Source organism: Thalassotalea euphylliae, assembly GCF_042682785.1.
Taxonomy (GTDB): Bacteria; Pseudomonadota; Gammaproteobacteria; order Enterobacterales; family Alteromonadaceae; genus Thalassotalea_F; species Thalassotalea_F euphylliae.
This window is the reverse complement of sequence record NZ_JBHUIB010000003.1, coordinates 1083125-1107249: the sequence shown is the minus strand read 5'-3', so window position 1 is coordinate 1107249 and position 24125 is coordinate 1083125. Positions and strand designations below refer to the sequence as shown.

General features: G+C 41.6%; 21 protein-coding genes. 11 read left to right on the top strand and 10 right to left on the bottom strand.

Annotated features, from left to right (window positions below; all coding sequences use genetic code 11):
* Positions 1 to 135 precede the first annotated feature (135 nt).
* Positions 136 to 1680 carry an HD domain-containing phosphohydrolase gene (locus tag ACFSJY_RS12330; protein ID WP_386034671.1) on the top strand — a complete coding sequence of 515 codons (1545 nt, stop codon included), beginning with the start codon at positions 136 to 138 and terminating at the stop codon, positions 1678 to 1680.
* Positions 1681 to 1686: 6 nt separating this feature from the next.
* Complete coding sequence (locus ACFSJY_RS12325) at positions 1687 to 3012, top strand: GAF domain-containing sensor histidine kinase (protein WP_386034669.1); 1326 nt, start codon at positions 1687 to 1689, stop codon at positions 3010 to 3012.
* A gap of 7 nt (positions 3013 to 3019) precedes the next feature.
* Here ACFSJY_RS12325 and ACFSJY_RS12320 read toward each other — a convergent pair whose 3' ends face one another.
* The 5 genes from ACFSJY_RS12320 to ACFSJY_RS12300 form a co-directional block, all read right to left on the bottom strand.
* Complete coding sequence (locus ACFSJY_RS12320; RefSeq protein ID WP_386034667.1) at positions 3020 to 6127, bottom strand: efflux RND transporter permease subunit; 3108 nt, start codon at positions 6125 to 6127, stop codon at positions 3020 to 3022.
* Between the two features lie 2 nt (positions 6128 to 6129).
* Positions 6130 to 7251 (bottom strand): efflux RND transporter periplasmic adaptor subunit, encoded by a 1122-nt coding sequence (locus ACFSJY_RS12315; RefSeq protein WP_386034666.1) that lies wholly within the window; start codon positions 7249 to 7251, stop codon positions 6130 to 6132.
* A gap of 22 nt (positions 7252 to 7273) precedes the next feature.
* A complete protein-coding gene (locus ACFSJY_RS12310) occupies positions 7274 to 7999 on the bottom strand; it encodes a TetR/AcrR family transcriptional regulator (protein WP_386034664.1) in 726 nt (241 codons plus the stop codon).
* Between the two features lie 187 nt (positions 8000 to 8186).
* Entirely contained in the window at positions 8187 to 8792 is a 606-nt protein-coding gene (yfbR, locus tag ACFSJY_RS12305; RefSeq protein WP_386034662.1) for a 5'-deoxynucleotidase, read from the bottom strand.
* Entirely contained in the window at positions 8789 to 10006 is a 1218-nt protein-coding gene (locus tag ACFSJY_RS12300; RefSeq protein WP_386034660.1) for a pyridoxal phosphate-dependent aminotransferase, read from the bottom strand. The genes yfbR and ACFSJY_RS12300 overlap by 4 nt, the downstream gene beginning before the upstream one ends.
* Before the next feature lie 200 nt (positions 10007 to 10206).
* Between ACFSJY_RS12300 and ACFSJY_RS12295 the strand changes: the two genes are divergently transcribed.
* From ACFSJY_RS12295 to ACFSJY_RS12275, 5 genes are all read left to right on the top strand, one after another.
* Entirely contained in the window at positions 10207 to 10809 is a 603-nt protein-coding gene (locus ACFSJY_RS12295; protein ID WP_386034658.1) for a hypothetical protein, read from the top strand.
* A gap of 148 nt (positions 10810 to 10957) precedes the next feature.
* Positions 10958 to 12232: a hypothetical protein gene (locus tag ACFSJY_RS12290; protein WP_386034656.1), complete on the top strand. Its 1275-nt coding sequence runs from the start codon at positions 10958 to 10960 to the stop codon at positions 12230 to 12232.
* A gap of 33 nt (positions 12233 to 12265) precedes the next feature.
* Positions 12266 to 12586: a hypothetical protein gene (locus tag ACFSJY_RS12285; protein ID WP_386034654.1), complete on the top strand. Its 321-nt coding sequence runs from the start codon at positions 12266 to 12268 to the stop codon at positions 12584 to 12586.
* 50 nt (positions 12587 to 12636) lie between these two features.
* Positions 12637 to 13062: a GNAT family N-acetyltransferase gene (locus ACFSJY_RS12280; protein WP_386034652.1), complete on the top strand. Its 426-nt coding sequence runs from the start codon at positions 12637 to 12639 to the stop codon at positions 13060 to 13062.
* A gap of 130 nt (positions 13063 to 13192) precedes the next feature.
* Entirely contained in the window at positions 13193 to 13570 is a 378-nt protein-coding gene (locus tag ACFSJY_RS12275; RefSeq protein ID WP_386034650.1) for an SgcJ/EcaC family oxidoreductase, read from the top strand.
* 87 nt (positions 13571 to 13657) lie between these two features.
* On the opposite strand, the gene ACFSJY_RS12270 is transcribed toward ACFSJY_RS12275, so the two are convergent.
* Positions 13658 to 15346: a two-component system response regulator gene (locus tag ACFSJY_RS12270; RefSeq protein ID WP_386034648.1), complete on the bottom strand. Its 1689-nt coding sequence runs from the start codon at positions 15344 to 15346 to the stop codon at positions 13658 to 13660.
* Between the two features lie 148 nt (positions 15347 to 15494).
* On the opposite strand from ACFSJY_RS12270, the gene ACFSJY_RS12265 reads away from it, so the two are divergent.
* From ACFSJY_RS12265 to ACFSJY_RS12255, 3 genes are read left to right on the top strand one after another with little or no spacing between them, the layout of a single operon-like run.
* On the top strand, positions 15495 to 17471 hold the full coding sequence (locus ACFSJY_RS12265) for a PAS domain S-box protein (protein WP_386034643.1): 1977 nt from the start codon (positions 15495 to 15497) through the stop codon (positions 17469 to 17471).
* The gene (locus tag ACFSJY_RS12260) at positions 17461 to 17901 is read left to right on the top strand and encodes a response regulator (RefSeq protein ID WP_386034641.1); all 441 of its coding nucleotides are present in this window, start codon (positions 17461 to 17463) and stop codon (positions 17899 to 17901) included. Before ACFSJY_RS12265 ends, ACFSJY_RS12260 begins: the two co-directional genes overlap by 11 nt.
* A gap of 12 nt (positions 17902 to 17913) precedes the next feature.
* On the top strand, positions 17914 to 18996 hold the full coding sequence (locus ACFSJY_RS12255) for an ATP-binding protein (RefSeq protein WP_386034639.1): 1083 nt from the start codon (positions 17914 to 17916) through the stop codon (positions 18994 to 18996).
* 82 nt (positions 18997 to 19078) lie between these two features.
* Here the strand turns inward: ACFSJY_RS12255 and ACFSJY_RS12250 are convergent, their stop codons facing one another.
* The 3 genes from ACFSJY_RS12250 to ACFSJY_RS12240 form a co-directional block, all read right to left on the bottom strand.
* Entirely contained in the window at positions 19079 to 20791 is a 1713-nt protein-coding gene (locus ACFSJY_RS12250; protein WP_386034638.1) for a proline--tRNA ligase, read from the bottom strand.
* A gap of 138 nt (positions 20792 to 20929) precedes the next feature.
* Positions 20930 to 22003: a Kelch repeat-containing protein gene (locus tag ACFSJY_RS12245; RefSeq protein WP_386034636.1), complete on the bottom strand. Its 1074-nt coding sequence runs from the start codon at positions 22001 to 22003 to the stop codon at positions 20930 to 20932.
* 13 nt (positions 22004 to 22016) lie between these two features.
* The gene (locus ACFSJY_RS12240; RefSeq protein ID WP_386034634.1) at positions 22017 to 23000 is read right to left on the bottom strand and encodes an ion channel; all 984 of its coding nucleotides are present in this window, start codon (positions 22998 to 23000) and stop codon (positions 22017 to 22019) included.
* A gap of 49 nt (positions 23001 to 23049) precedes the next feature.
* On the opposite strand from ACFSJY_RS12240, the gene ACFSJY_RS12235 reads away from it, so the two are divergent.
* Positions 23050 to 23535 carry a GNAT family N-acetyltransferase gene (locus ACFSJY_RS12235; protein ID WP_386034632.1) on the top strand — a complete coding sequence of 162 codons (486 nt, stop codon included), beginning with the start codon at positions 23050 to 23052 and terminating at the stop codon, positions 23533 to 23535.
* An 11-nt stretch (positions 23536 to 23546) separates the two neighbouring features.
* Here ACFSJY_RS12235 and ACFSJY_RS12230 read toward each other — a convergent pair whose 3' ends face one another.
* Complete coding sequence (locus ACFSJY_RS12230) at positions 23547 to 24005, bottom strand: RNA-binding S4 domain-containing protein (protein ID WP_386034630.1); 459 nt, start codon at positions 24003 to 24005, stop codon at positions 23547 to 23549.
* Between the last annotated feature and the right edge of the window lie 120 nt (positions 24006 to 24125).

Genomic DNA, 24125 nt, shown 5'->3' with positions numbered 1-24125 from the left:
AAATAGTTACCATCAGAAAGGCGCCATTATGGCGCCTTTTTTGTCGCTACTGCGTTAATTTTTAATGTATTTTTACGCAAACTGTGACAGTGTATATTACACTTATATTCATTATTGGGTGGTGTGCTGGTAGCGATGAATACATTCATTTTTAAGGAAGAAGACAGCAAGTTAGAAGAAACCAAGCCAAAACAAGCACAAAAGTTTTGGCGTATTTTAATTGTTGATGATGATGAATCTGTTCACCAGGTCACTCGTCTTGTGCTCGCTGATGCCGAAATTGAAGGGAGAAAACTAGAGCTAATTTCTGCATATTCCTCTATCGAAGCCCGAGAACTGTTGGCCAAAGACGATTCGTTTGCCATTGCATTTATCGATGTTGTGATGGAAACAGACCATGCTGGGTTAGAGCTTGTAGAATGGATTCGAAACGATTTAAAGAATCAGGCTATCCGATTGGTTTTACGCACAGGGCAGGCGGGTAGTGCTCCTGAAGCACGTGTTATTAAAGACTTTGATATAAACGACTATAAAGAAAAAACAGATTTCACATCTGGCAAAATGGTTACCACTGTCTACGCTGGCATACGAGCATATCGGGACATCATGACGATTCAACGTAGTCTCGATGCGTTCAAAAAGCTGATTTCAGCGACTCACGACTTACTGCGCATTAATCATCTCCGGTCCTTTGGGTCTGCTGCCTTAAATCACTTGCTGTCATTGATGAACGTAGAAAGCTCTGCACTTTACATTGCTCGCAATCAAATCGACTTCGATCAACAAATGACAAATATGATCATAGCCTGCACTGGCAAATATGTATCTGAGTCTGACAGTCTTGAATCTTCACAAATAGATTCAAACGTTAAAAAACTGATTGAAGAAACGTTTGTACGAAAAACGCATTACTCAGATGAGTCATGCTTTATTGGCTATTACGAAACAACCAGTAATTCGGCCAGTGTGCTTTACATAGAGTTTGAAAATGATGTTGAGCATTTTAAGGCTAATTTAGCAGAGCTTTATGCGACAAATGTTGCACTTATTCTAGAAGGGCTAACACGTCAGCACGAAGTAGAGCGCACGCAAAAAGAGTTGCTATATATTGTTGGCGAAGCTATTGAAGCAAAAAGCCAAGAAACGGGTGCACATGTTCAACGTGTTGCTCTTATTTGTGAGTTGTTTGGTCAAAAGCTTGGTTTGAGTGAACAATATATTGATGCGCTTAAATTAGCAGCACCTCTCCACGATATCGGTAAAATTGCTATTCCAGAGCGTATTTTGAATAAGCCTGGAAGGTTAGATGAAGAGGAGTGGGAAATTATGAAAACACACGCTGCCGTAGGTAGTGAGCTGTTATCGAAGTCAACAGCAAGTATTTCTAAATTAGGCTCTCGCTTGGCACATTATCATCATGAGAACTGGGACGGCTCGGGTTACCCAGATGGGCTTAAAGGAGAAGAGATTCCACTTGAAGCACGCATTATGGCTATTGCAGATGTATTCGATGCATTGGGCTCTAAGCGTTGCTACAAAGAAAAGTGGCAGGAGAATGATATTAAAGACTTTATTACCGCGCAGCGTGGTGTGAAGTTTGAGCCGAAACTGGTCGATTTATTGTTTGAGCATTACCAAGATTTCGTCGCTATTAGAGCCAATCACCCTGATCCTGAGTAGCACTCCATGCAACAGGTACTCGCTGAAATAGCGCAAGAAATTTCGCACTGTTATGGAGATGACTTTTTCCAAAAGATAACGCTTGCGTTAGATAAAGTGATTGGCTCTGACTATACCTTTATCGCGAAACTTGATTTAGAAAAACGTGTTTCACAAACCGTTACCTTGGTTTCAAAGGGCAAATTACTTGAAAATTTTGAATACGCTTTACAGCATACTCCTTGTGAGGATGTTGCCAACGACAGTTTGTGCCTGTATCGAGACGGGGTAACCGCTCATTTTCCTCAAGACCAGTTACTTATTGATATGGGGATTTCTGGATATTTAGGGGCACCATTACATGATAATCAAGGGCATGTCATGGGGTTGGTCGTTGCGTTGTATCAACGCCCAATTAAAGATGAAGAGCTTACACAAGCACTCTTTGAATTGTTTTCCGGACGCATTGCGGGAGAGTTTGAACGCCAAAAACATGAAACAAACCTGCAACACTTAAATCATGTACTAGATAAAAAAGTTGAAGAGCGAACAGCAGAACTAGCGCAAACGGTTGAAGATCTGAGAAACGCGCATGACCTATTAATTGAATCGGAGAAGTTAGCGGCGCTTGGCGGCATGATATCGGGGGTTGCGCATGAAGTGAATACACCTCTAGGAGTATCTATCACCGCGACGAGTGTGTTGAAAGAAAAATATCAAAATTTCAAGTCAAAGCTCGACAATGGCGGTATATCACGCAGTGATCTCGATGTGTTTCTGGAGAGCGTGTCGTCAACCGTACCGCTGATTGAGCATAATTTGTACCGTTCAAAAGAGCTGGTCGATGACTTTAAACGTACTGCCGCCGAGCAAATGGACATTAAGTCAGCGCAAATTGCACTTCACCCATACTATCGCCGCGTTATCTCAACACTTACGCCACTGTTAAAGCAAAAGAATGTCAATGTTGCTATTGAGAGCTGCGATGAAATTGTCAACACGTACCCTGGATATCATGCGCAAATATTGACAGGACTCGTCAATAACAGTGTGCAACATGGCTTTATGCAGAGCGAGGGAAATACAATCAATATTACCATTTCAAAAATTGATCAAACCACATTTAAAGTTGTATACAAAGATAATGGTATTGGTATAAGCCCCGATTCAGTTAGCAAAGTTATTGAACCTTTTTACACGACTAATCGTGCAAGCGGCTCTAAAGGTTTGGGATTGGCTATTTGTCATAATCTAGCGACAAACGCCCTGCATGGAAGCTTTCTGGTAAAGCCTAGCAAGCAGGGCGCACATATCGAATATTGTTTTAGTCCAATTGACTTAATTAGTCGCTAATTGAAATCTAACTAACTTCAGCCAAAATGGGTGTTTCTTGATTCGCTGCTTTTTGCTCCGTTGTTACTTCATTACGATGGTCTTTTGCAAACCATGTGTACAAAATAGGCAGTACAATTAAAGTAAAGAATGTTCCTATTAACATACCAGCGACGAGTATGATACCGATACTGTTGCGAGATTCAGCACCTGCACCGGTAACAAGAACAAGTGGGAAGTGACCTAGCACCGTCGCTGCAGTTGTCATCAAAATAGGGCGAAGTCGGGTTTTCGCAGACTCTTTGACTGCGTCAAGTTTGTTATAGCCTTGAAGCTGCATATGATTTGCAAATTCAACTATCAAAATACCATTCTTCGCAATGAGACCAATCAATGTAATGAGGCCAATTTGAGAATAGATATTGATTGAAGTAAGCCCAATAAATGCCAGCATTAATGCGCCTGAGAGGGCAAGTGGTGCGCAACCAAGTAACACCACTAATGGATCACGGAAGCTATTAAACTGAATGGTCAATACGAAGTACACGACCACCATAGAAACCAATAACACACCCACCATAGTATTACCTTCTTTACGAAGTTGACGCGACTCTCCTGCATAATCTATAGAATAGTTACTTGGTAATAGCTCTGATGCTATTGATTCAATACTACTTAATGCCTGCTCTTTGGTGACGTGCGGTAAAATACCACCAAAAATTCTGAAAGACTTTTGTTGGTTAAATGAACCTAATACACGTGGTGCTGTAACGGCTTTGATTTCCGCAAAGCTAGATACTTTAATTAGCTCACCAGAAGGCGTTGCTATTTGCATGTCCAAAATATCTTCAGGATTAAATTTTTGTAAGCCATCGACTACCGGAATAACGCGGTATGCCTTACCTTTGTCGTTGTAGCGATTGACATAGTTGTTAGACAATAAAACGCTTAGTTGGTCGTTGACGTCTGCTAAATTAAGCCCTAAGTCTGCGACAAGCCCTTTGTCTATCAGCAACTCTGATTGTGGTAAATCAATTTTCAAGTCAGTGTCAACAAACATAAAGTTACCTGATTGATAGGCCTTACCAATAATTTGTTGAGCAAACGCTTGCATGGCTTGGTAGTCATCGCTGGTACGAATGACTACTTCAACATCAAACTGACCGGCAGTAGGCAATGCTGCGGGTAATACAGGCAGAAGTTTGAGCTCAGAAACCTGTCCTAGCTTACCGTAAAGTTCAGGTAAGGACTCATGCACACTCTTCTCGCGATCTTCATATTTTGTCAGTTCAATACCACCAAAACCTGCATTTTTCGTCACGATTTGCCAAACAAACTTTCCACCATCTGTAGTTTTTAACGTATCTACTGCCTGATTCATATTTTTCGCTGTATAGCTCAGTGATGACTCCGGTGGGGCTTCTACGACAACATTGATACTGTTTTGATCTTCGACAGGGGCAAGCTCTTTTTGAGAAAACAGGTAAAAGGGCACAACCAATAAAGAGAAAATAAGGGCGACGAAAATTACTTGGGCTTTCCACGCAAAAATTCGGTCGAGAGCTTTTAGATAAAAGTTTTGTAGGCGGTCAAATACACCGTTTACTTTGGTGGTTAGTTTTTCTTCCTTTCCACCTTTTGGAGAAACGTAGGCACTCATAATGGGTGATAATGTGACTGCCACCACACCAGAAATAAGCACTGCTACAGCGAGAGTAAAAGCAAACTCTCTAAACAGGTAGCCTGTTAATCCTGACAAAAAACCAATCGGTGCGTACACAGCAGCGAGTGTTAACGTCATAGCAACAACTGGCACCAATAACTGTCTTGAGCTAATTAACGCTGCATGGAAACGTGATTTACCCTCACGCATATGGCGGGCAACATTTTCCACAACAACAATTGCATCATCTACCACCAATCCAACAGACAACACTATAGCTAGAATAGTTAACAGGTTTAACGAGAAGCCCATCACTGACATAACGGCGATAGCGCCAAGTATTGAAATAGGAATGGTGACAAGTGGCACCAAGGCCGTTCGCCATGACCCCATCATTGCCAAGACGACAATACCAACGAGTAACACGGTTTCTATCAAGGTTGAGAATATTTCTTGGATGGCGTCACGCATGTATAGGGTACCGTCATAGCCAATATCAATAGCAGTGCCCTTAGGTAGCGAAGCATTTACTTGATCTAACTTTTTGTATAGCGCATCGCCTATATCGATTTCGTTCGAACCCGGCAGCGGCCAAACGGCGAGGAATATTGTATCTTGATGATCTAATCTCGCAGTAACAAAGCCTTCTTCCTCTCCCAGTTCAACTGTTGCAACATCGGCAAGACGAATGGTAGCGCCATCTTCATCTTTTATGACTAATTGTTGAAAGTCTTCAACGGTTTGCAATGTAGTGTTGGCAAGCAAATCGATTCGTTGACGTGAGTTCTCGCTGTAACCTAACGTTGCGATGGTATTGTTGGTCTCTAATGCGTTAAATACATCTGAGGCACTAAGATTGAATACCGCTAATTTGTCAGAATCTATCCAAACGCGCATCGCTGGATTTCTTCCACCTTCAAGTGTCACTTTCTGTACGCCCGGAATATCGCTGATTACCGGGTTGATATTGCGAGCAAGGTAGTCCGTGAGTTGATTTCGTGACAGGCTGTCAGAATGCACATTCAGATAGAAAAGTGCATACGGGCTGTCTGTTCTAACAACTGACACGGACGGATCTTCTGCACCTTGAGGCAACTCAAACTTAATCTGGCTTAAACGAGTGTTAAGCTCAGCAAGAGCCTCTGTTGTCGGATGATTTAGCTGTAACCAAGCCGTTACTTTGCTGCTTCCCGAGAGTGTTTGGGAGTCAACATAGTCTACACCTGGTACTGTTGAAGCGACACGTTCTATGGGCTCAGTTACATAACCTTTGACTATCTCCGCGGAAGCCCCTGTATAGGTTGTATTTATCTCTAAAGATGCACTTTCGATTTGAGGGTACTGTTGCACAGAAATGTTAAATGCTGAATTCAAGCCCGCTAACACTATCAGTAGAGAGAGGACTATCGCAAGCACTGGTCTGTTGACAAAAATATCCATCATAGATGGTTTGTTTTCGTGGAGAGCACTCATGGTTACAGCGCCTCTTTCAGAAGCTGAGCGCTGAGCGAATTAGTCGGCAGATGTTCGACGTATACTAACAAGCCTGGGTGCAATTTAAATGCTCCTTGTGTCGCTATCAGCAAATTAGGTGCAAGACCACTAGTTATTACGAGGTTGTCGTCAAATCGTTTACCGAGCGTAACCGCTACTTTATTGGCTCGTAGAGATTTATTGTTATCTTCTTCTAACGTATAGACATAAGCACCTGCTGCATCTCGGATAACAGCTGAGTTGGGCACAACAACCACTTGCTGGCTCTGTCCACCCACAGTGACTTTAACAAGTTCATTGTGCACAAATGATTCAGATCCGCCTTTGATTTCTGCACGATAGGTAATGTGTCGCGATTCGACCTGCATTGCGGCCTTTCGTGCAATAACAGTCGCATTTAATTCTACAACTTTTTTACCTTGTCTTATTGCATTGATGATGACTTGATCACCAATATTGGGCTGTGACTGGGTTTGCGGTAAGTTAAAGTCGACCCAAATATCACTGTCATCACCGACTAATGTTGTTATGGCAGAGTTTGCCGATAAGAATTGCCCCAACTGATGAGCTTCCAATCCAACTTTCCCCGAAAAAGGTGCTGTAATTTGCTTCTTGGCAATAATGCTTTCGAGATTGGCTATGTCTGCCTTTGCCACGAAATAGTCTGCTTCGGCTTGGTCATATTGTTGCTGACTTACTTTATCTTCTTTGATTAATGCCGCCATTCGATCGAAATTATTAGCTGCTAACTTTAGACGTGCTTTTGCAGAGTCTAGCTGCGCAGTTTCTTCACTAACATTGAGTGATAGTAGCAGCTGGCCTTTTGTAGCCTGCGAGCCAGGTGTCATATCAAGTTGTGTGATAACGCCTGGTAACTCGTTTTGTAAGGTTACGATGCGTTTTGCAACGATTTGACCATTAACTTGATAGCTTGGATTAAACTGACTTAACTCGGTAACTTCTGTCTTGACCGTTGCAGAAGGCTCAGGAAAAGAAGCAGCCATCGCCATTGCTGCTTGAATTTGTTGGAATTTGAAAAAGCCCAGCCCGCCTATGGTGACGGAAATGATAAATAGGGCAACGAACCATCGTTTGATGTGCATTATACTCTCCAGCGCTTAATTTTTATCGTAAACCTAACTCAACAAGCTTTGCCGCTGCACGTTCGACGCCTTCATTATCAATTGGTTTACGCCAATTGTAGCCATCAAGTAAGCGCATTAAGCTTTTTACACGTAATGCGTCAGTTGCAACAGGCTCATGCAATGAGTCAGTACCTTCGGAAATGTTTCGCATTTGGAAAACGCGATCGATACATTGATAACCCACCATCAATGCCCAACTACCTAAATTAATTTCTTCCACCATTTCGTCGATATTGCCGTTGAGCGTTAACTCGCCACTAAATGCTGCTTGGTGCATAAATTTATTGAAAATGGTTTCGCATTTTTCATGTGACTGCATCATTCGCTCAGTCCAACGCTGTGAAGTGCGACTGATAATGAGTTCGTTCGTGGCAAAACCTTCTAGGTGGGCATCAAAGGGGTATACTTCTATTTTTTTGGGGTCCATGAGTGTAAGTGCGACAATTTTTTCCGGTGCTGTAAGCTCCGAAGCAAGAACTTGGCTAAACACTTCCTGATGTCGGCTAAACATGCGAGATGCCAATGCAAAAATAATGTCTTCTTTGCATTGCACATGCTTGTATATAGATCCCATTGATAAGCCTGCAGCCTTAGAAACTGCCGACATAGTGAAATCTAAAACTGACGTTTCTGCAATACATTCTGCAGCAGCATTTAGAATTAATTCTTCTTGCTCTTGTGGGCTGTATTTAGGTGCAGGAGCCATATTATTACCTCATTAAATTACTCATGAACGCTATTCTTACTTAATTCGAAATGCATTCGAATTATGTTCGAATAATGTTATTCTATGTTTTAAAATGTAAAAGATCAACCAGTGTAAAACTGATTGTTAACGAGGTTTAAGAGTGGCGATTGGCCTGAAAGCGTTATGTAGAGAGGGGGCGATAAGACTAGTGGTCGTCTAGAGATAATTGATCAACGCTGACAAAGCAATGATCTTCAAAGGTATTTAGGAAATACTCAACTTCTGGCATATCAGCCTTGAATGCGTCTAACATACCCATCAGTCGCTCTTTCACGTGAAAAAATTCACGGTTGCCAAATGATATTTCATCACTTGCTTTTAGATAGGCCGAAATAAGATCCGCAGCTTTAACGACTTTCTTGTATTCTGGACAGACTTGAGATTGTACAAGGAGAGGACGAAATTCTTCCCGAAGATCTTCCGGCAAGCTATTCAGGCATTCAAGTTCGGCCAACTCTTCTAGCTTCTTAAATTCTTTTGTAAGGGCAGGGTTATGATATTTAGTCACATGATTAATGTCTTGTAGTTTTGTTTCAGAGACTTCGTGATACAAGGCAATGGTAGCAGCGCGCTCTGGATTCAAATCACCATTAAAATATTTGTTACGGATAACCACCAGTAAATGGGCGATAACCGCTACTTGCTGCGAATGTTCTGCAATGTTCTCTTCTTTCACTGAATGCATCAGCGCCCACCGCTTTATAAGCGGCATGCGCAATATCCAGGCGAGAAAAGTGCTTTTTATTTTCATTGTTGCCTATAGGTTTTGAAAAAGTGGCCTATTCGTTCAATTGCAGGAATAAGCTCATCAACATGCGGTAGAAATACTAGTCTAAAATAATTGCTTTCTTTAATGTTAAACGCTCTACCGTGCACCAAAAGAATTTTTTCCTGTTTAAGTAAATCAAGAATCATCTTTTCATCATCTTGGATATTAAACTTCTCTCGGTCAACTTTAACGAACAGATAAAGTGCGCCCATTGCTGGTTGACAAGACAATCCATCAATAGCGTTAATCATGTCATGTGCAATATCGCGTTGTTTTTTTAAACGCCCATCGCCATTAATGAGCTCATTAATACTTTGATATCCGCCCAGCGCAGTTTGTATTGCATGCTGGCATGGAACGTTTGCGCAAAGGCGCATAGAAGACAGCATATTCAAACCCTGGATATAGTCTTCTGCCAACAGTTTAGGGCCAGTAATAACCATCCACCCAGCGCGAAACCCTGCGATGCGATAGTTCTTTGATAGCCCCCCCATAGTAAGAATCAATACGTCTTCAGCTAGACGGGCAGTCGGTACATGCGTAGCGCCGTCATACAAAATTTTGTCGTATATTTCATCGCTGAATACAATCAAACTGTGCTTTCGCGCAAGCTCTAAAATGTTGAGTAATACTTCTTCTGAATAAACAGCACCTGTCGGGTTATTCGGGTTTATCAATACGATAGCGCGTGTTTTCTTGGAAATTTTTGCTTCCATATCAGCGATATTAGGAAACCATTGATTATCTTCATCACATTGATAATGAACGGGCTTCCCGCCGGACAACGAAACAGCAGCGGTCCATAATGGATAATCAGGAGCAGGAATTAATACTTCATCGTTATCTTCTAGCAAACCTTGCATCGCCATCACTATCAGTTCACTGACGCCATTACCGATAAAAATATCGTCTACGCTAACACCCAAAATGCCTTGTTGTTGAAAGTATTGCATGACAGCAACGCGCGCAGAGTAAATGCCTTGTGAGTCACTGTAGCCTTGAGAACTTGGGAGGTTGTGAATAACGTCTTTAACAATATCATCTGGCGCTTCGAAGCCAAAAGGGGCAGGGTTCCCAATGTTCAATTTGAGGATTTTATGACCTTCCTCTTCTAAACGACGGGCTTCCGCGGCTATTTGTCCTCTGATCTCATAACAGACATTGTTGAGTTTAGAGGATTTAGTCACGGTGTTCATGGTCGTTTTCTGCCTTATTTTGTAGGTTGTAGTTAAATTAGAATAAAAATTCTATTGTGCATCTTTTTCGTCTTTTGGAAACAGTTACTTGCAACTTTTTTATACGAAAAACGGTATTAGCGGTTATTCTCCTTATATGACAAGTTAAACACGAGTGTAATCGTGGTTTTGTGATGTGAACAACGAAATAGAGGTAAGCTATGCCTATTCCATTATTTTGGTTGGGTGCTGCTGCAGTATCTGCGTTGGCAGTGAAAGAACTCGCGGACGACCGAAAAACACAGCAAAAGAATCGTTCTAGGTACATGCCAGAGCGACTGTCAGACAAAGAAAGTCATGAGCCCGAAGTTGCCATTTATCCGTCTGATTTATTCAACGTGGAACAAGCCGCTAAACCTGCCATTGGCAGTATTGTGTGCTGTGGTATTGGTGGCGTGCTTGACCACACAGGTATATGGGTGGGCGACAATACCATTGTCGAGTTAGACGGAAACGGTTTGGTGAAACCTTTATCATCTAAACGATTTACCAATGAGCGCTCAGGGAAGCGAATCTTCGTTGCTTGTGACTCAACTGCCACTCCTTTAGCAACAAAAGGCGCCGCAGAGAGAGCGATACAGCAAATTTATCAGTATCGCGATTATCATTTATTTGATAATAACTGTCATCAGTTTATCTGGCAGTGTATACAACCTAATGATGAACCATTAACTACGTTTCGCGAACTTAACAAGCGACTAGCGCGTTTGCACGATAAGCAGGTTTACTGGGATTTATGTGAACTCGACGACCCTTTGCTTTAGTGTGCAAAAGTTAGGGAAATGCAACTAACATTAGCCAGTTATGTCTGTACATATGTAAGCTATCGTCGTATAACATCAATCAATCTTCCTAAACTAATTTATTCGATTGTTTTTTAGAATTATTCTTCTTTTTACTCTTGCTCTCACATTGAGCGTAGGAGGATTATTTTTAGCGTTAACCGACAGTACTGCTAAAACCCAACGGGTTCATCAAATAAGTGCAGAGCACGCAGCTCAAAGCAAGGCATTGGCGTCACGTTTGTATCGCACTATCAAATCTACGAATAGCTCACCCACTATTTTTCTGACGCAAAAAGAAATTGATGGTTTAACCGCGTTGGCGCATAGAGCGATATCTAGACTATCTATCGATGTAAAACTCACCGAGCACGGAGTGGTCATACAAAGCAGTGTTGATCTGCCATTACCGATTTCTCGCTATGTGAATATTGTAGGGACGGTATTGCCGTCTGAATCCGGCATAGAGTTATCTGCAATAGATATTGGCGATGTATCTATCAGCGGCGAACGAGCGCTTAGTTGGCTGACGATGGCTCTTGATTTATATGTAGGGGAAGGTACCGGTCAGTCATTGCTTAGTAGCTTCTCTTCAATAAAACCAACCAAGCAGTATGTCGTTGCTAACTTAAATGTTGATACAAACTTACTGGATAAAGCGACCTCTACTGGGCTGCTCAGCAAAATTCGGGGTGAATTTGGCTTAGCCAAGGATGAAGAGCAAGTCGCTCAAAATTACGAGTGGCTTGTTGAGTTCGCACAAACCCAGAGAAGTGATGCGGATATCTCACTATTTGTCCGCCATCTTTTCCAACAAAACGTTGCGTTGCAACGGGCACCAAGCCTTGAACATTCTTATGTAGAGCAAAATAAAGCGATATTGGCAGCCCTTATTTTATATTTTGGTAGCGATCGGTTTGGCATGATCACGCCCAAGCCTCGTTCAATGACGTTGGCTGAACATTTAACGCGCAATAACCAGAAACACCTCGTTACGCTAGGTGGTCGCAACGACCTAATGAAGCATTTTGTTTACTCGGTTGCTTTGCAATTACTCAGTAATAATGCAACTAGTGATGCTCTAGGCGAATTCAAAGAGTTCTTGGATACGAACCAAGGAGGCAGCGGCTTTAGTTTTGCTGATTTAATGGCTGACCGCGCTGGAACGCGAATGGCCATGATAGCGACCCATTCTGAAGCACAAGCAAAACAAGTTCAGCCGTTACTAGCGAGAGTCAGTGATGGGGATCTATTACCTACGATTGAGGGGCTTGCTGAAGGGGTAAATCAGCGAGAGTTTTCAACAACGTACGGTGATATTGAATCAAGGCAATATCAACAAATGGTACAAACTATAGATAGCCGCTTAAAAAGTTTGCCGCTTTATCAGTTCGCATGGCGCTAGCTATTATCCAATAGCGAGCTTAAAGACGTTGGGATGATGGTGATTGAAAAAACAACATTAATCAAGCTGATATCAGGGTTTATTGTGGCATTTGTCATAGCGGTTGCTAGCTTTTACTGGAAAGCGGCACACGATGAGATCTTTTATCTGTGCGGCAATTTTTACGAAGGAATCGACAAAGCTAATGTCATTAGGCAATTAGATACTGCAAATCTGTCTCACTATGAAATTACTCGTCATCGCCATGGTAGTGAAATTGTGTTCATGAGTAACATTTTTTGGGTTACTGAGCAGTGCATCATCTCATTTAATGAAGATGAGATAGCAGACTCCGTTCGTCGACTACCTCAATAACCTTGTAACACAATAGCATAATAAAAAGTTATGTACGGGGAAGGAAATACATGAAAATAACCGTGACTATGTCGCCAAAGGAATGCGACCTCAACACTATCAGTAAAGGTATCCAGTCATTTAATCAACGGTATTTGGATGATGTAATCGTGTATGAGCCAGATACTAAATTCGCGGTATTTGCCAAAGACGAAAACGATAATGTTATTGGTGGCGCAAGAGCGACAGCCTTTTGGAACTATTGTATCTTGGAGTTGTTATGGTTATCGGAAGAGTCACGTGGCCAACATGCGGGTACGAAAATAATGGATGCGGTTGAAAAGTGTGCCAGAGACAACGGATTTGAATATATGCGAACTGAAACCTTAAGTTTTCAAGCGAAACCATTTTATGAAAAACGCGGGTATACTGTTTTTGGCGAGTTGCCCGATTATCCTAAAGGGCATACAACCTATTGTTTAATAAAAAAGCTATAGCGAAATAAACGTAACATCGGTATCGCACAAAAAATGCTCTGTCGTTTTGTATTAGGTAAGGTGTTAGTGTGTTATCAAGATTCTTAATTGCCTGATTAAAAATCACTTAATTAACTTTAAAAGTCGACATATGAACGAATTTGATGTTGTTTCTCTATTTGATAAGTGGAACATTGCTTTACAAACTAAAGATGCCAAACAAGTGACAGCACTGTATGCGTCTGATGCTATTTTACTGCCAACAGTATCTAATCAAGTGCGTCACAACCACGCTGAAATTGAAGATTACTTTGTGTCTTTTATTCAGCGTGAACCAATGGGTAAGCTTGATGAATCAAATATACGTGTGTTGGGCGAAATCGTGATTCATTCCGGTGTGTATACGTTTTCCCTTAAAGATAATGTGTCTGTTACCGCGCGATTTACTTTCGTTTATCAATTAAATGGTGGTGCATGGGAAATAATAGAGCACCATTCGTCCCAGTTGCCGGAGTTCGCGATCGGGTAATTAATAAAAACGCCAACTATTGTTGGCGTTTTTTATAGGCCGCATCGTTTTTTGGTTAATTGCTTTTTGCCGACTAACATACGGTTGTTAAATCAGCTTTTGACAATCTGATTTTGGCATAGGCTTGCCGAGCAAGTACCCCTGCAACCTTGATACACTTGATTGCTCACAAATGTCGACGTGCTCGTTATACTCGACTCCCTCTGCCACTGTTTCAATGCCTATTGAGTGCAGCATAGACGCCAACCCTTGCAGCATAGCTCTCGCTTTTTCATCTTCTACGGTCCTCACAATAAGGCTTTTATCGAATTTGACAACGTCAATGGGGTAATTAAGTAAATGAGAAATTGATGAAAAACCAGTACCGAAATCATCTAACGCCACTTTACACTGAAGGTGTTTAAATGCTTCCAGTGTTTCTAACGTCGACTGGCTATTTTCAAGTAAGGCTGTTTCAGTGACTTCCACAATAATGTTATGTAAATCAACTCCATAAAGCCTTGTTAATTCGGTAATGTATCCAGGTAAATTTAAATCGTGCATTTGCAAGGGTGAAAGATTTATAGACAAACTTAAGTGAGAATTCGCACTATAGGAAGTTAATTCAGCAAACAGCGAAATAGCTTCCTGAATGATCCATCTACCCAGCGGTTCAATTAATTGGCAGTTTTCTGCTACTTGGATAAACTCTTCCGGATTTTGTGTTGTCTTACCAGACGGCCAGCGAACAAGGGCTTCAAAACCGGCAAGTTCTTTTGTTTGGCAATTGAATATAGGCTGGAAAAATACTTTGAATGCTTCATTTCTTATCGCTTCGCGAAGTTCATTTTCAATGTTGAATGATCGGAAAAACTCATGTTCCAGGCTTTCTTCATAGAAGCAGGCCTGATTTTTACCTGAACTTTTGGCTTTGTACATGGCAATGTCAGCTTGCTTTATGAGCTCTAATGCCGTTGAATCTGATGTGCTAATAGCAATGCCTACGCTTGCTGAACTGAATATTTGGTGTCTCTCGTAGTCAAATGGGGAGTCAAATATGGTCAGCAGGCGTTTAGCAATCGTCATGGCAGCGTTTAGCCCTTTGACACCAGAAAACACAAAGGCAAATTCGTCACCACCAATGCGAGCGAATAATTGGCTTTCTCTAAAGCCTGTTTGAATCCGGCCAGCAAAGTCTTGAAGTACCATATCCCCAGCGCTATGGCCTAGGCTGTCATTAACCATTTTAAAGCCATCAATGTCTAGCAACATTACGGCGACTAGGCCGTCCAGCGCGCGAGCGTTATACAGCAATGATGTCAGTGCTGCTTCAAAATAATGGCGATTAAACAAACCCGTTAGGGCGTCTCTTTCGGCAAGTCTTTTAACCTCGTTATAGCTTTGTGTTAGCTTGTTTTGTAAATCAAGTCGTTGTTGTGACTGTTTAATACACCGAATTAGGTGGGTAGAGGTAAGTTCTTGCTTTAAAATAAAATCTTGGGCGCCCGCATTAATGCAACTCAACATGACATCTTCGTCTTTGTTATTGCTGATAACGATGACGGTGGAATGAATATCTTGGTTAGCTAATTGTAACTCTTGAAGCAATTGCATACCGTTCATGCGCGGCATTTGATAGTCTAGTAATACCACGTCATATTTGCATGCTTGTATTTCTGACAAGCCGTCATGCGCATTATTAACTTCTTTAATATCAAAGATGCAGCCAGAGCAGTGAAGTGCTTCTTTTACTAGCTCACGGTCAATTTCCTGATCATCAACGAGTAATACATTCATTCCTTGCAAACTCCATTTTAATCGCCGTAATTTGTTCCGTTACCTTGACAAGCCGTGGTCAAGGTAGTCTATATTCAGAATAGTACATGGATAGTTAAACATCGATTTTTATCAAGAAAACCGGTATTTATTTGTAAGGAAATCTGTTTTGAGTATTTCATTGGACGAAATAGCAAGCAGGCAGTTTTACTTGGCGCTTTGGGTGGTCGGTACGGGTGTTGCCCTGAGTATCTGTATTTCTGTCTGGTTATGGGATGCTGCTGAAAAGCAAGAACAGCATCTCATGAAAAACACGTCTGAAGCAAAGTCTCAACTTATTGAGCATCAGTTCACTAAGTCTATTCCCACGATTTTAACTGCACTGGAGCGTATGAGGAACCGCTGGGAAGCGCGCAATGGTTCTCCATTAGAAGAGTGGCAAAAAGATGCGAATGATTACGTCGAAGACTTCGCTGGGTTGCGCGTAGTCGAATGGGTAGATGATAAGTACATCGTAAAATGGATAGTACCCTTAGAGGGGAATGAATCTGCAGTCAATCTTAATCTTACCTTCGAACCACGAAGAAAATTGGCCTTAGATAATGCAAAAAATACAGGTGGTACTTCAGTCAGTAAACCAGTGGAATTAGTGCAGGGAGGCAAGGGTTTTTTGGCTTATTTCCCTATTTATATTGATGAACATTTTGATGGCTTCATTCTTGGTGTGTTCGATATAGCGCAACTGATCAATAGCCTGTTACCTTATCAATCAATAGATAAGCACAATATTCAAGTATTTGCTGAGCAAGAACTAATGTTCCAGCAAATAGAGCCTGGTGCTGAATATAGAGAAGAATCCGGCTATCGACATAAGTTTGCGATGTATGATGTTGAGTGGGAAATCGCCCTATGGCCTAAAACTAAAACGGTATATTCTGAGCGTTCTTCAATACATTTGGTGGCATTGGCCAATGGTATTGTTATTTCTGTTTTAGCAGGGTTTGCTCTGTTTTTTCTGTTGAAAAGCTTGATGTCTGAAAAGCTGATACGGGCAAAAGACGTGGAGCACAATGCAACATTAGAAAACATTATTGACGGCATCATTACTATCAATAAAAAAGGCCAGATTCGCAGTATTAATAAGTCTGGAGAGCGAATTTTTGGTTATAGCCGCGAAGAGTTGAAAGGGCAAAATATTAAAATATTAATGCCAGAACCTTTTACCAGCCAGCATGATCAATACTTGGAAAATTATCACCAAACAGGAACCAAAAAAATTATAGGTGCTGGTCGAAAAGTACAAGGGCTAAGGAAAGACGGCGAGGTATTTCCGCTTGATTTAGGTGTTACGGACTTTTCTATTAATGAAGAAACGTTTTACTGCGGCATTTTGCGCGATACGTCGGAACAAACTGCATTAGAGCTTGAAAAAGAAAAGCTCATTAAAAAGCTTATCAGATCTAACGAAGAGCTTGATAGTTTTGCGTATATAGCATCACACGATTTAAAGGAACCATTACGCGCTATTCAAAACTATGCGGATTTTCTTAAAGCAGACTATGAGGGTGTTTTGGATGAAGAGGGGGTACATCAACTTAACAGGTTGGTGCATTTAAGCTCAAAAATGGAACATCTTATCTCTGACTTAATGTATTACTCGCGGTTAGGCAGAGAAGAGGCAGCAAGTGCCTCTGTTAATCTACACTCAGTCATAGAAGAGCTCAAAGACAGGCTTGCAGAGGGGATTTCAGAAAATAATGTAAATATCCAAGTCGGCAAATTACCAAACATCGTGGGTGATAGAACTCGTATCACGGAACTGTTCTATAACCTCATTACCAATGCTTACAAGTATAATTTATCTGATCCAAAGGTTATTCGCATACTCTTTGATGCAACCATAAAGTCCGGCGCGTTTTGTGTTCAGGACAACGGCATCGGTATCAGTGAACAATTTAAATATGATGTCTTTAAAATATTTAAACGGCTAAATAGCGAGAAAAAATTTGGGAAGGGAAGTGGCGCAGGCCTGACATTTGCGAAAAAAATTGTTGAGCAACATGGCGGCAAATTATGGTTTGAGTCAGAACTAGGACAAGGAACGCGATTTTATTTTACGGTAGCAAGGATTCAACATGATGATTGATAACAGTAAAGTAATTTTGGTAGTGGAAGATAGTGATGACGATTATTACGCAACATTGAGGGCATTCAAAAAAGATGGAAATTTATCCAACCCAATTGTTCGTTGTGAAGACGGTCAGGAGGCGCTTAATTATTTGACTAGTGAGTGGACAGATGAGAGGCCCAAACCTGCGATAATTCTTTTGGATCTCAATTTGCCCGGTATTGATGGAAGAGCCGTGCTTCGGGAAATAAAAGTCTTGCCGCGTCTTAAAAATATTCCCATCGTTGTATTAACGACATCTAATGATGAGAAAGATATTGAAGCGTGTTACGACCTTGGTGCTAATTCATTTATACAAAAACCCGTGAGGCTAGATGCTTTTTTTAATGCAATTCAAAAGCTTAGAGAGTACTGGTTTCAAATAGCGATTTTGCCTAAAACGGAGTAATTGGGTATTGTCATGGATAGAATCTTTGTTGTAATAGATGATTCAAAAGACGATAGATACGTATTGAAACGATATCTAAAGCAGTCGAATGCTAATGCAAAAGTTATAGAAGCCTCATCTAGTAAGGCCGGTATCGATGTACTGGCGCAGGGCCGTGCTGATGTTATTTTCTTAGATTACTATATGCCAGGTGTTGATGGTCTGAGCACGCTTGTGCAAATTAAAACCATGCTGCCTTTCGTACCAGTGATTATCCTTACTGGTCAAGGGGATGAAGTTGTTGCCGTTTCAGCGCTAAAAAATGGTGCTGCCGATTACCTTAAAAAAAACAATTTATCACCAGCCTTGCTTCATAAAGCCGTAGATAATGCCATTAAATCAAATCACCTCCAGCGGCAGGTAGAGGAGCAGCGCATAGAGCTAGACAGATTTGCACGTGTGCTCGCTCATGATCTTAAACAGCCATCTTATGCAGTGAAAACCATGGTGCAGTTGATTATTCAAAAATACAGCCATAGCTTGCCAAATGAGGTTAGTGATAAGTTGCATCTACTTGTCGATACCTCAGAGCAGATGTATCAACTTATCGAGGCACTGGTTGGATACACAAAGTTAGATCAAAAATCGCTAACTTTCTTTGCGGCTGTCAATTTAAACAAATGTATGGGCATAGTGCTAAGTAACCTTGCAGAGAAAATTAACGTGTCTGGTGCGCAAATCAGCTATGACGAATTACCGAAAATTTATGCTGTGCCAAGTTTTATGGTGCAAATACTACAAATATTGATAGACAATGCCATCATCTATTGCGAAGAAGTCCCTTGTATTCATATATCCGCTACATCGACGGTCGGTCACTGGATCATTGATGTTGACGACAACGGTATTGGAATCCCTGAAGCTGATAGGCTAAGAGCTTTCGAGCCTATGGTTAGACTTCATGACGATAAAGGCTTCAAAGGGAGTGGTCTTGGTTTAGCGACAGCGAAACGAATCGTCGACAAACATAATGGAGATATCAGTATCCATTCTGGCAGCAAAGGCGGTGCGTTGATACGCTTTTCTATAGCGAAGGGTAGTACATATGATGTCTAGCATCTAGCATACTTAACTTTTATCTAAACCAATAAAAACGCCAGCTATTGCAGGCGTTTTTATTAGACATAAGCTCAAAAACTTAGGCGTTAAAAAGCGTCATCACGTCATCGATAGCAATCATCGACTTTTCACCCGTAATACGGTTTTTCACTTCTAGTTCGCCGCTATCAAGATTTCGTTCACCAACAACAAGCAACAATGGTGTGCCAATGAGTTCATGGTCGTTAAACATAACACCAGGACGCTCTTTACGGTCATCAAATAACACTTCTACACCTGCTTGTTGCAGTTGTGTGTATAGCTTTTCTGCCGTTTCTTGAACACGCGCAGATTTATGCATGTTCATTGGTACTATCGCTGCGTCAAATGGTGCAATGGCTTTCGGCCATTTAATACCAAACTTGTCATGGTTCTGTTCAATAGCTGCGGCAACAATTCGTGAAACACCGATGCCATAACAACCCATCGTTAATGTTTCGTGTTTACCGTTCTCAGTCAATACACCACAGTTCATGGCATCAGCATACTTTTTACCCAATTGGAAAATATGTCCAACTTCAATACCACGCTTGATAACAATGTTGCCTGAACCGCATGGGCTTGGGTCGCCTTCAACAACGTTACGAATGTCAGCTACGCTGTATTCAGTAGCATCTCGATCCCAGTTTGCTCCCGTGAAGTGGAAGCCATCTTCGTTTGCACCGCAAACAAAGTCTGATAAATGTGCAGCACTTCGATCAACTATCACTGGAATATTGAGCCCGACAGGGCCAATTGAACCGGCATTACAACCTGCAGCAGCCTTGATTTGCTCATCGCTGGCGAATGTTAAAGGAGATGCTATCTCTGGTAAGTTTTCCGCTTTGACTTCGTTTAGATCGTGATCGCCACGAAGAACAAGTGCGATTACTGGTGCTTCTTCACCTTCTTCAGCATGGCCAACAACAAGCAACGTTTTTACCGTTGTCGTTGCATCAACCTTCAAGAAGGCAGCAACATCTGCAATGGTTTTCGCGTCTGGCGTTGCTACTTTTTCTATATCTGCACTTGGCGCTGGACGTTCGCCAGCTGGCGCTAATGCTTCTGCTTTTTCAACATTTGCAGCGAAATCACTTGCGTCACTAAAGGCGATGTCATCTTCGCCACTGTCCGCAAGCACATGGAATTCATGTGAGCCTTCACCGCCAATAGAGCCATTGTCAGCAATTACAGGGCGGAAATCTAAGCCTAATCTTTCGAAGATACGACAGTACGCGTCATACATCACTTGGTAAGTTTCTTTCAAACACTCGTCAGTGGTATGAAATGAGTATGCATCTTTCATCAAGAACTCACGACCACGCATTACTCCAAAGCGAGGGCGAATTTCGTCTCGGAATTTCGTTTGGATCTGGAATAAATTGAGCGGTAACTGCTTGTAACTTGAAATCTCGTTACGAACATGGCTTGTAATTACTTCTTCGTGTGTTGGGCCAAGTACGAATGGGCGTTCGTGACGGTCAGACAAACGTAATAGCTCTGGACCGTAGTCTTCCCAGCGACCTGATTCTTCCCAAAGATCAGAAGGTTGAACCATTGGCATAAGGGTTTCAATTGCACCCGCCTTTTCCATTTCTTCGCGTACGATGTTTTCGACTTTCTTCAATACTTTTAAACCAGTGGGTAACCACGTATAAAGACCTGAAGCTAAGTTACGAATTAAACCTGCACGAAGCATTAGCTGGTGACTAATAACCTCAGCGCTTGCAGGCGTTTCTTTCAATGTTGAAAGCAAATATTTACTGGTACGCATTACATCTTCCGAAAAGCGAGTGAAAAAAAGAGCACTATTCTAGCAAGGGTGTTGCATACAAAAAAGCGTAAAATCAGGGTTTTTCACTGATTTTACGCTTTTTAGGAATCACATTTAAAAACGTGTGAAAAGGGAGAATTATTTTAGGTTAGAATCTGTTTTAAATTGAGTAATAACCTTGTCAGAAACTTCCTGATTAGCAGTCATTCCACCTAAGGTGATGAGGGCATTATTAAGCTTAATAAGTGCACGATGGTCCATTGTTGGTTCGCTAGCATTGTACAAAGACCATTCTAAAGTGCGCATGTTTAGTCGCCATACTTTAGCATCTGGCTCAGAGGGAATGCCATTGTAACCAATGCCGCTATAGTTATACGGATTGTCACTGCCACCGACAAAATACATACTGTTTGTTTGGCTATCACCAATGGCAGCCATGCGATAACGAGAGTCCTGGGTTGGATGCTGTAGTTTACGCCAGTCAATTCTGGCAATGTTGGTATTGCTTATAGTGCCGATATAGCAAGCTGTTTCAGCGCCGTAACTGCGGCGTTTGTTAAGGTGAACATCAACTCGTACACCATCACAAACCACCATCTGGTTGGCTACAATTGCGCCTGCTTGACCAAACACTGGTTTGCCTGGAAAGGGGCTAGCTTGTTGCCAGGTGTTGGTTTCAACATCATATACTTGCACTAAGTTGACATTACCGTCGTTATGCCAACCACTAACAAGGTATATGTATCTGTTTTGATATGGCAGTGCCACACTGTCATCTACTGGCACTGGCATTGGTGCTAACAACTTATACTGTTGACTAGTCACATTATAGGCGTACACATCAGGTACAGATACTTCGCTATGGTCTTTGGCAACGGTATAACCACCAAACACGTATGCGCTGTCCTTGATTGACGTGGCAACAGATGCCAACCTTCCAGTTAACCCTGTAACTGGTTGCTGAATAGGAACATCAGCAATTTTTTGCCATTTAGGCTCACCTACTTTCAGCATAAATGCTTTATTGTGCACCGCTTTGTAGTCTCTATTTTTGCCTAAACCATTAAACGAGAAGAGATAAGTATCGCCATTTACGGATACGGAAGTAACCGCATTGTTAGCGACAGGTTCTGGCAAGGGGGGCAATGCTTCGGCATTGGCAAATAGGCTGACAGACAACGATAGTGTTGCAAGCACATTATATTTTTTCATAAATAAAGCGGGGTTATCGGGTCATCTTTTTCACGAACACTACCACGAATAAAGCAATGGTAAAACTACCTGTAAACGCTTCCATAGCGGCAATCGCTCTTGAAAAGCCAATTGGCGCAAAATCGCCATAACCCAGTGTAGTAAAAGTAACAACGGAATAATAAAGGCAGCCCAGGAAGAGTTTTGCATTCTCTGCTAATGTCGCATCAGGGTTGAAAGAGTGAATTTCTCCCTGATAGTTGAGCCCAGTGAATAGGTACAAGAAGGCGCAAACAATAATCATGCAAATGGAAATACCGACGATACGCACCGGAGCCTCACCATAGCCGCAAAATAAGTCAACGACTTTGGAGCTTATACGTTTAATGCTGTATTTGGGAAGTTGCATGCGACGCATGGTCAACTCTTTTTGGATAAAACGACCAGCCAGCATAAAAATACCTTCGTGCTCAGCGTGTTTACGTAGATCTCTATATATCTCTTCTGCTTGCTCAAATAGATCGATAGCTTCTTCATTCTTTCTCGCTTTAACAGCCTGACGAGCTTGTTGCTCTTGACGAAGTCGCTTACCTATTTTTATGTTTTCTATTTTGCTATCAGCCCATCTGGCGCCAAGCAGGTTGGTATCTTGCAAGGTTGCGCAGTTCAAATTGGCGCAACGTAAATCCGCTTTCATTAAACTAGCGTTCGTTAAGTTAATGTTAAACATGTGGGCATTTTGCAAATCTGCCCGATAAAAATCGGCATGAGTGAAGTCATAGCCGTTCTTTTTACGGTGGTTAACAAGGTCTATATTCGCTAGGTTCGCACGTTTTAAGATGACACCTCTGAGCAAGCCTCCAGATTTTACGTATGTTTCAAAGTCATCTTTGACATTGTCGCCTGACTTATCTGCAGTTTTGTCGTGCCAATAGCAAAAGCCAGTGTCATTGGCAGGTTCTCGACACTGGCATCCAGATTCATCGGTATATTGGCATAACGAGTTATTTTTACTCATATTTCAAGTATAGTTGTGAGTAAATAATTTGCTAAAACAAGAGACAACAATGACAGTGTCAGTGGAACTAGTGGATTACGATAATCCCGAGCAAGTTGAAGAGCTTATAGAATTACTGGATGGCTATGCAAGAGATCCTATGGGGGGCGGGGAGCCGCTTTCTGAGGCAACACGACAAAACTTACCCAGAGCATTGGCTGAAAGAGACTTTCTATTCAGTGTGATCGCCTATGTAGATGGCAAGCCAGCAGGCTTGGCTAATTGTATTGAAAGCTTCTCAACATTTGCTTGTAAACCTATTATTAATATCCATGATTTGGCGGTAAATAAAGCGTTTCGGGGCCACGGTATTAGCCAAGCGTTGTTATCAGGTATTGAAAAGATAGCGAGGCAAAAGGGCAGTGCTAAGGTCACATTGGAGGTGCTTTCAGGAAATATAGTAGCCATCAATGCATACAAAAAATTTGGCTTTGATGGCTATGAATTAGATCCTGCAATGGGAAAAGCTGAATTTTGGGAAAAGAAGCTCACGTAACGCTGTATATACTAAAACGAAATAGGGCGACGTTTACCTTCTTTGGTCGCGTTGCCTGATTGTTTCTTCGGTTGTTTTTTGTTTGACGATTTAGCAACGTTATTTGCTGATTTCTTGGAGTTACCCTTTAAATGCGGGTTTTGGCCTGGCTCACGCATTCTCGGCGTTGGCGCATCGATAGTTTCGTTTACTTCGAATTCAGGGGCAATCTCTGTTGATGGTTGTTCTTTTTCATTGCTTTGTTCATCGCCAACAAATTGCACTTCAATAATATTGTCACCAAACTGAATATAGTCACCATCGTAAACTTTTTTACGTTTCTGAAACTCTACTTCGTTGTTAAGTAGCACATATCCTTCGGCGATCATTACCTTCGCCTCCCCACCGCCTGAAACTAAGTCAGCTAATTTCAACAATTTGTATAGTTCGATAGGTTGTTCATCTATCTCTACGAGGTAAACAGCGGTCATAAACTTAATTTAATTAAAAAATTTAAAAAATTTTATCATAAAGTCTGAAATTTTACATCGCTAGAGCCCATAAGGGATGGGGCGTTTTTTGAACACTTTTGTGAGTTCAAATTTACATTT

Excerpts from the sequence above, each read along its gene's own strand:
- ACFSJY_RS12325 (WP_386034669.1), top strand. The coding sequence starts at position 1,687 with ATGCAACAGGTACTCGCTGAAATAGCGCAAGAAATTTCGCACTGTTAT.
- ACFSJY_RS12255 (WP_386034639.1), top strand. The coding sequence starts at position 17,914 with ATGGATAGAATCTTTGTTGTAATAGATGATTCAAAAGACGATAGATAC.
- ACFSJY_RS12270 (WP_386034648.1), bottom strand. The coding sequence starts at position 15,346 with ATGAATGTATTACTCGTTGATGATCAGGAAATTGACCGTGAGCTAGTA.
- ACFSJY_RS12280 (WP_386034652.1), top strand. The coding sequence starts at position 12,637 with ATGAAAATAACCGTGACTATGTCGCCAAAGGAATGCGACCTCAACACT.
- ACFSJY_RS12310 (WP_386034664.1), bottom strand. The coding sequence starts at position 7,999 with ATGGCTCCTGCACCTAAATACAGCCCACAAGAGCAAGAAGAATTAATT.
- yfbR (WP_386034662.1), bottom strand. The coding sequence starts at position 8,792 with ATGAAAATAAAAAGCACTTTTCTCGCCTGGATATTGCGCATGCCGCTT.
- ACFSJY_RS12230 (WP_386034630.1), bottom strand. The coding sequence starts at position 24,005 with ATGACCGCTGTTTACCTCGTAGAGATAGATGAACAACCTATCGAACTA.
- ACFSJY_RS12295 (WP_386034658.1), top strand. The coding sequence starts at position 10,207 with ATGCCTATTCCATTATTTTGGTTGGGTGCTGCTGCAGTATCTGCGTTG.
- ACFSJY_RS12285 (WP_386034654.1), top strand. The coding sequence starts at position 12,266 with ATGATGGTGATTGAAAAAACAACATTAATCAAGCTGATATCAGGGTTT.
- ACFSJY_RS12320 (WP_386034667.1), bottom strand. The coding sequence starts at position 6,127 with ATGAGTGCTCTCCACGAAAACAAACCATCTATGATGGATATTTTTGTC.
- ACFSJY_RS12245 (WP_386034636.1), bottom strand. The coding sequence starts at position 22,003 with ATGAAAAAATATAATGTGCTTGCAACACTATCGTTGTCTGTCAGCCTA.
- ACFSJY_RS12260 (WP_386034641.1), top strand. The coding sequence starts at position 17,461 with ATGATGATTGATAACAGTAAAGTAATTTTGGTAGTGGAAGATAGTGAT.
- ACFSJY_RS12315 (WP_386034666.1), bottom strand. The coding sequence starts at position 7,251 with ATGCACATCAAACGATGGTTCGTTGCCCTATTTATCATTTCCGTCACC.
- ACFSJY_RS12275 (WP_386034650.1), top strand. The coding sequence starts at position 13,193 with ATGAACGAATTTGATGTTGTTTCTCTATTTGATAAGTGGAACATTGCT.
- ACFSJY_RS12235 (WP_386034632.1), top strand. The coding sequence starts at position 23,050 with ATGACAGTGTCAGTGGAACTAGTGGATTACGATAATCCCGAGCAAGTT.
- ACFSJY_RS12330 (WP_386034671.1), top strand. The coding sequence starts at position 136 with ATGAATACATTCATTTTTAAGGAAGAAGACAGCAAGTTAGAAGAAACC.
- ACFSJY_RS12240 (WP_386034634.1), bottom strand. The coding sequence starts at position 23,000 with ATGAGTAAAAATAACTCGTTATGCCAATATACCGATGAATCTGGATGC.
- ACFSJY_RS12250 (WP_386034638.1), bottom strand. The coding sequence starts at position 20,791 with ATGCGTACCAGTAAATATTTGCTTTCAACATTGAAAGAAACGCCTGCA.
- ACFSJY_RS12300 (WP_386034660.1), bottom strand. The coding sequence starts at position 10,006 with ATGAACACCGTGACTAAATCCTCTAAACTCAACAATGTCTGTTATGAG.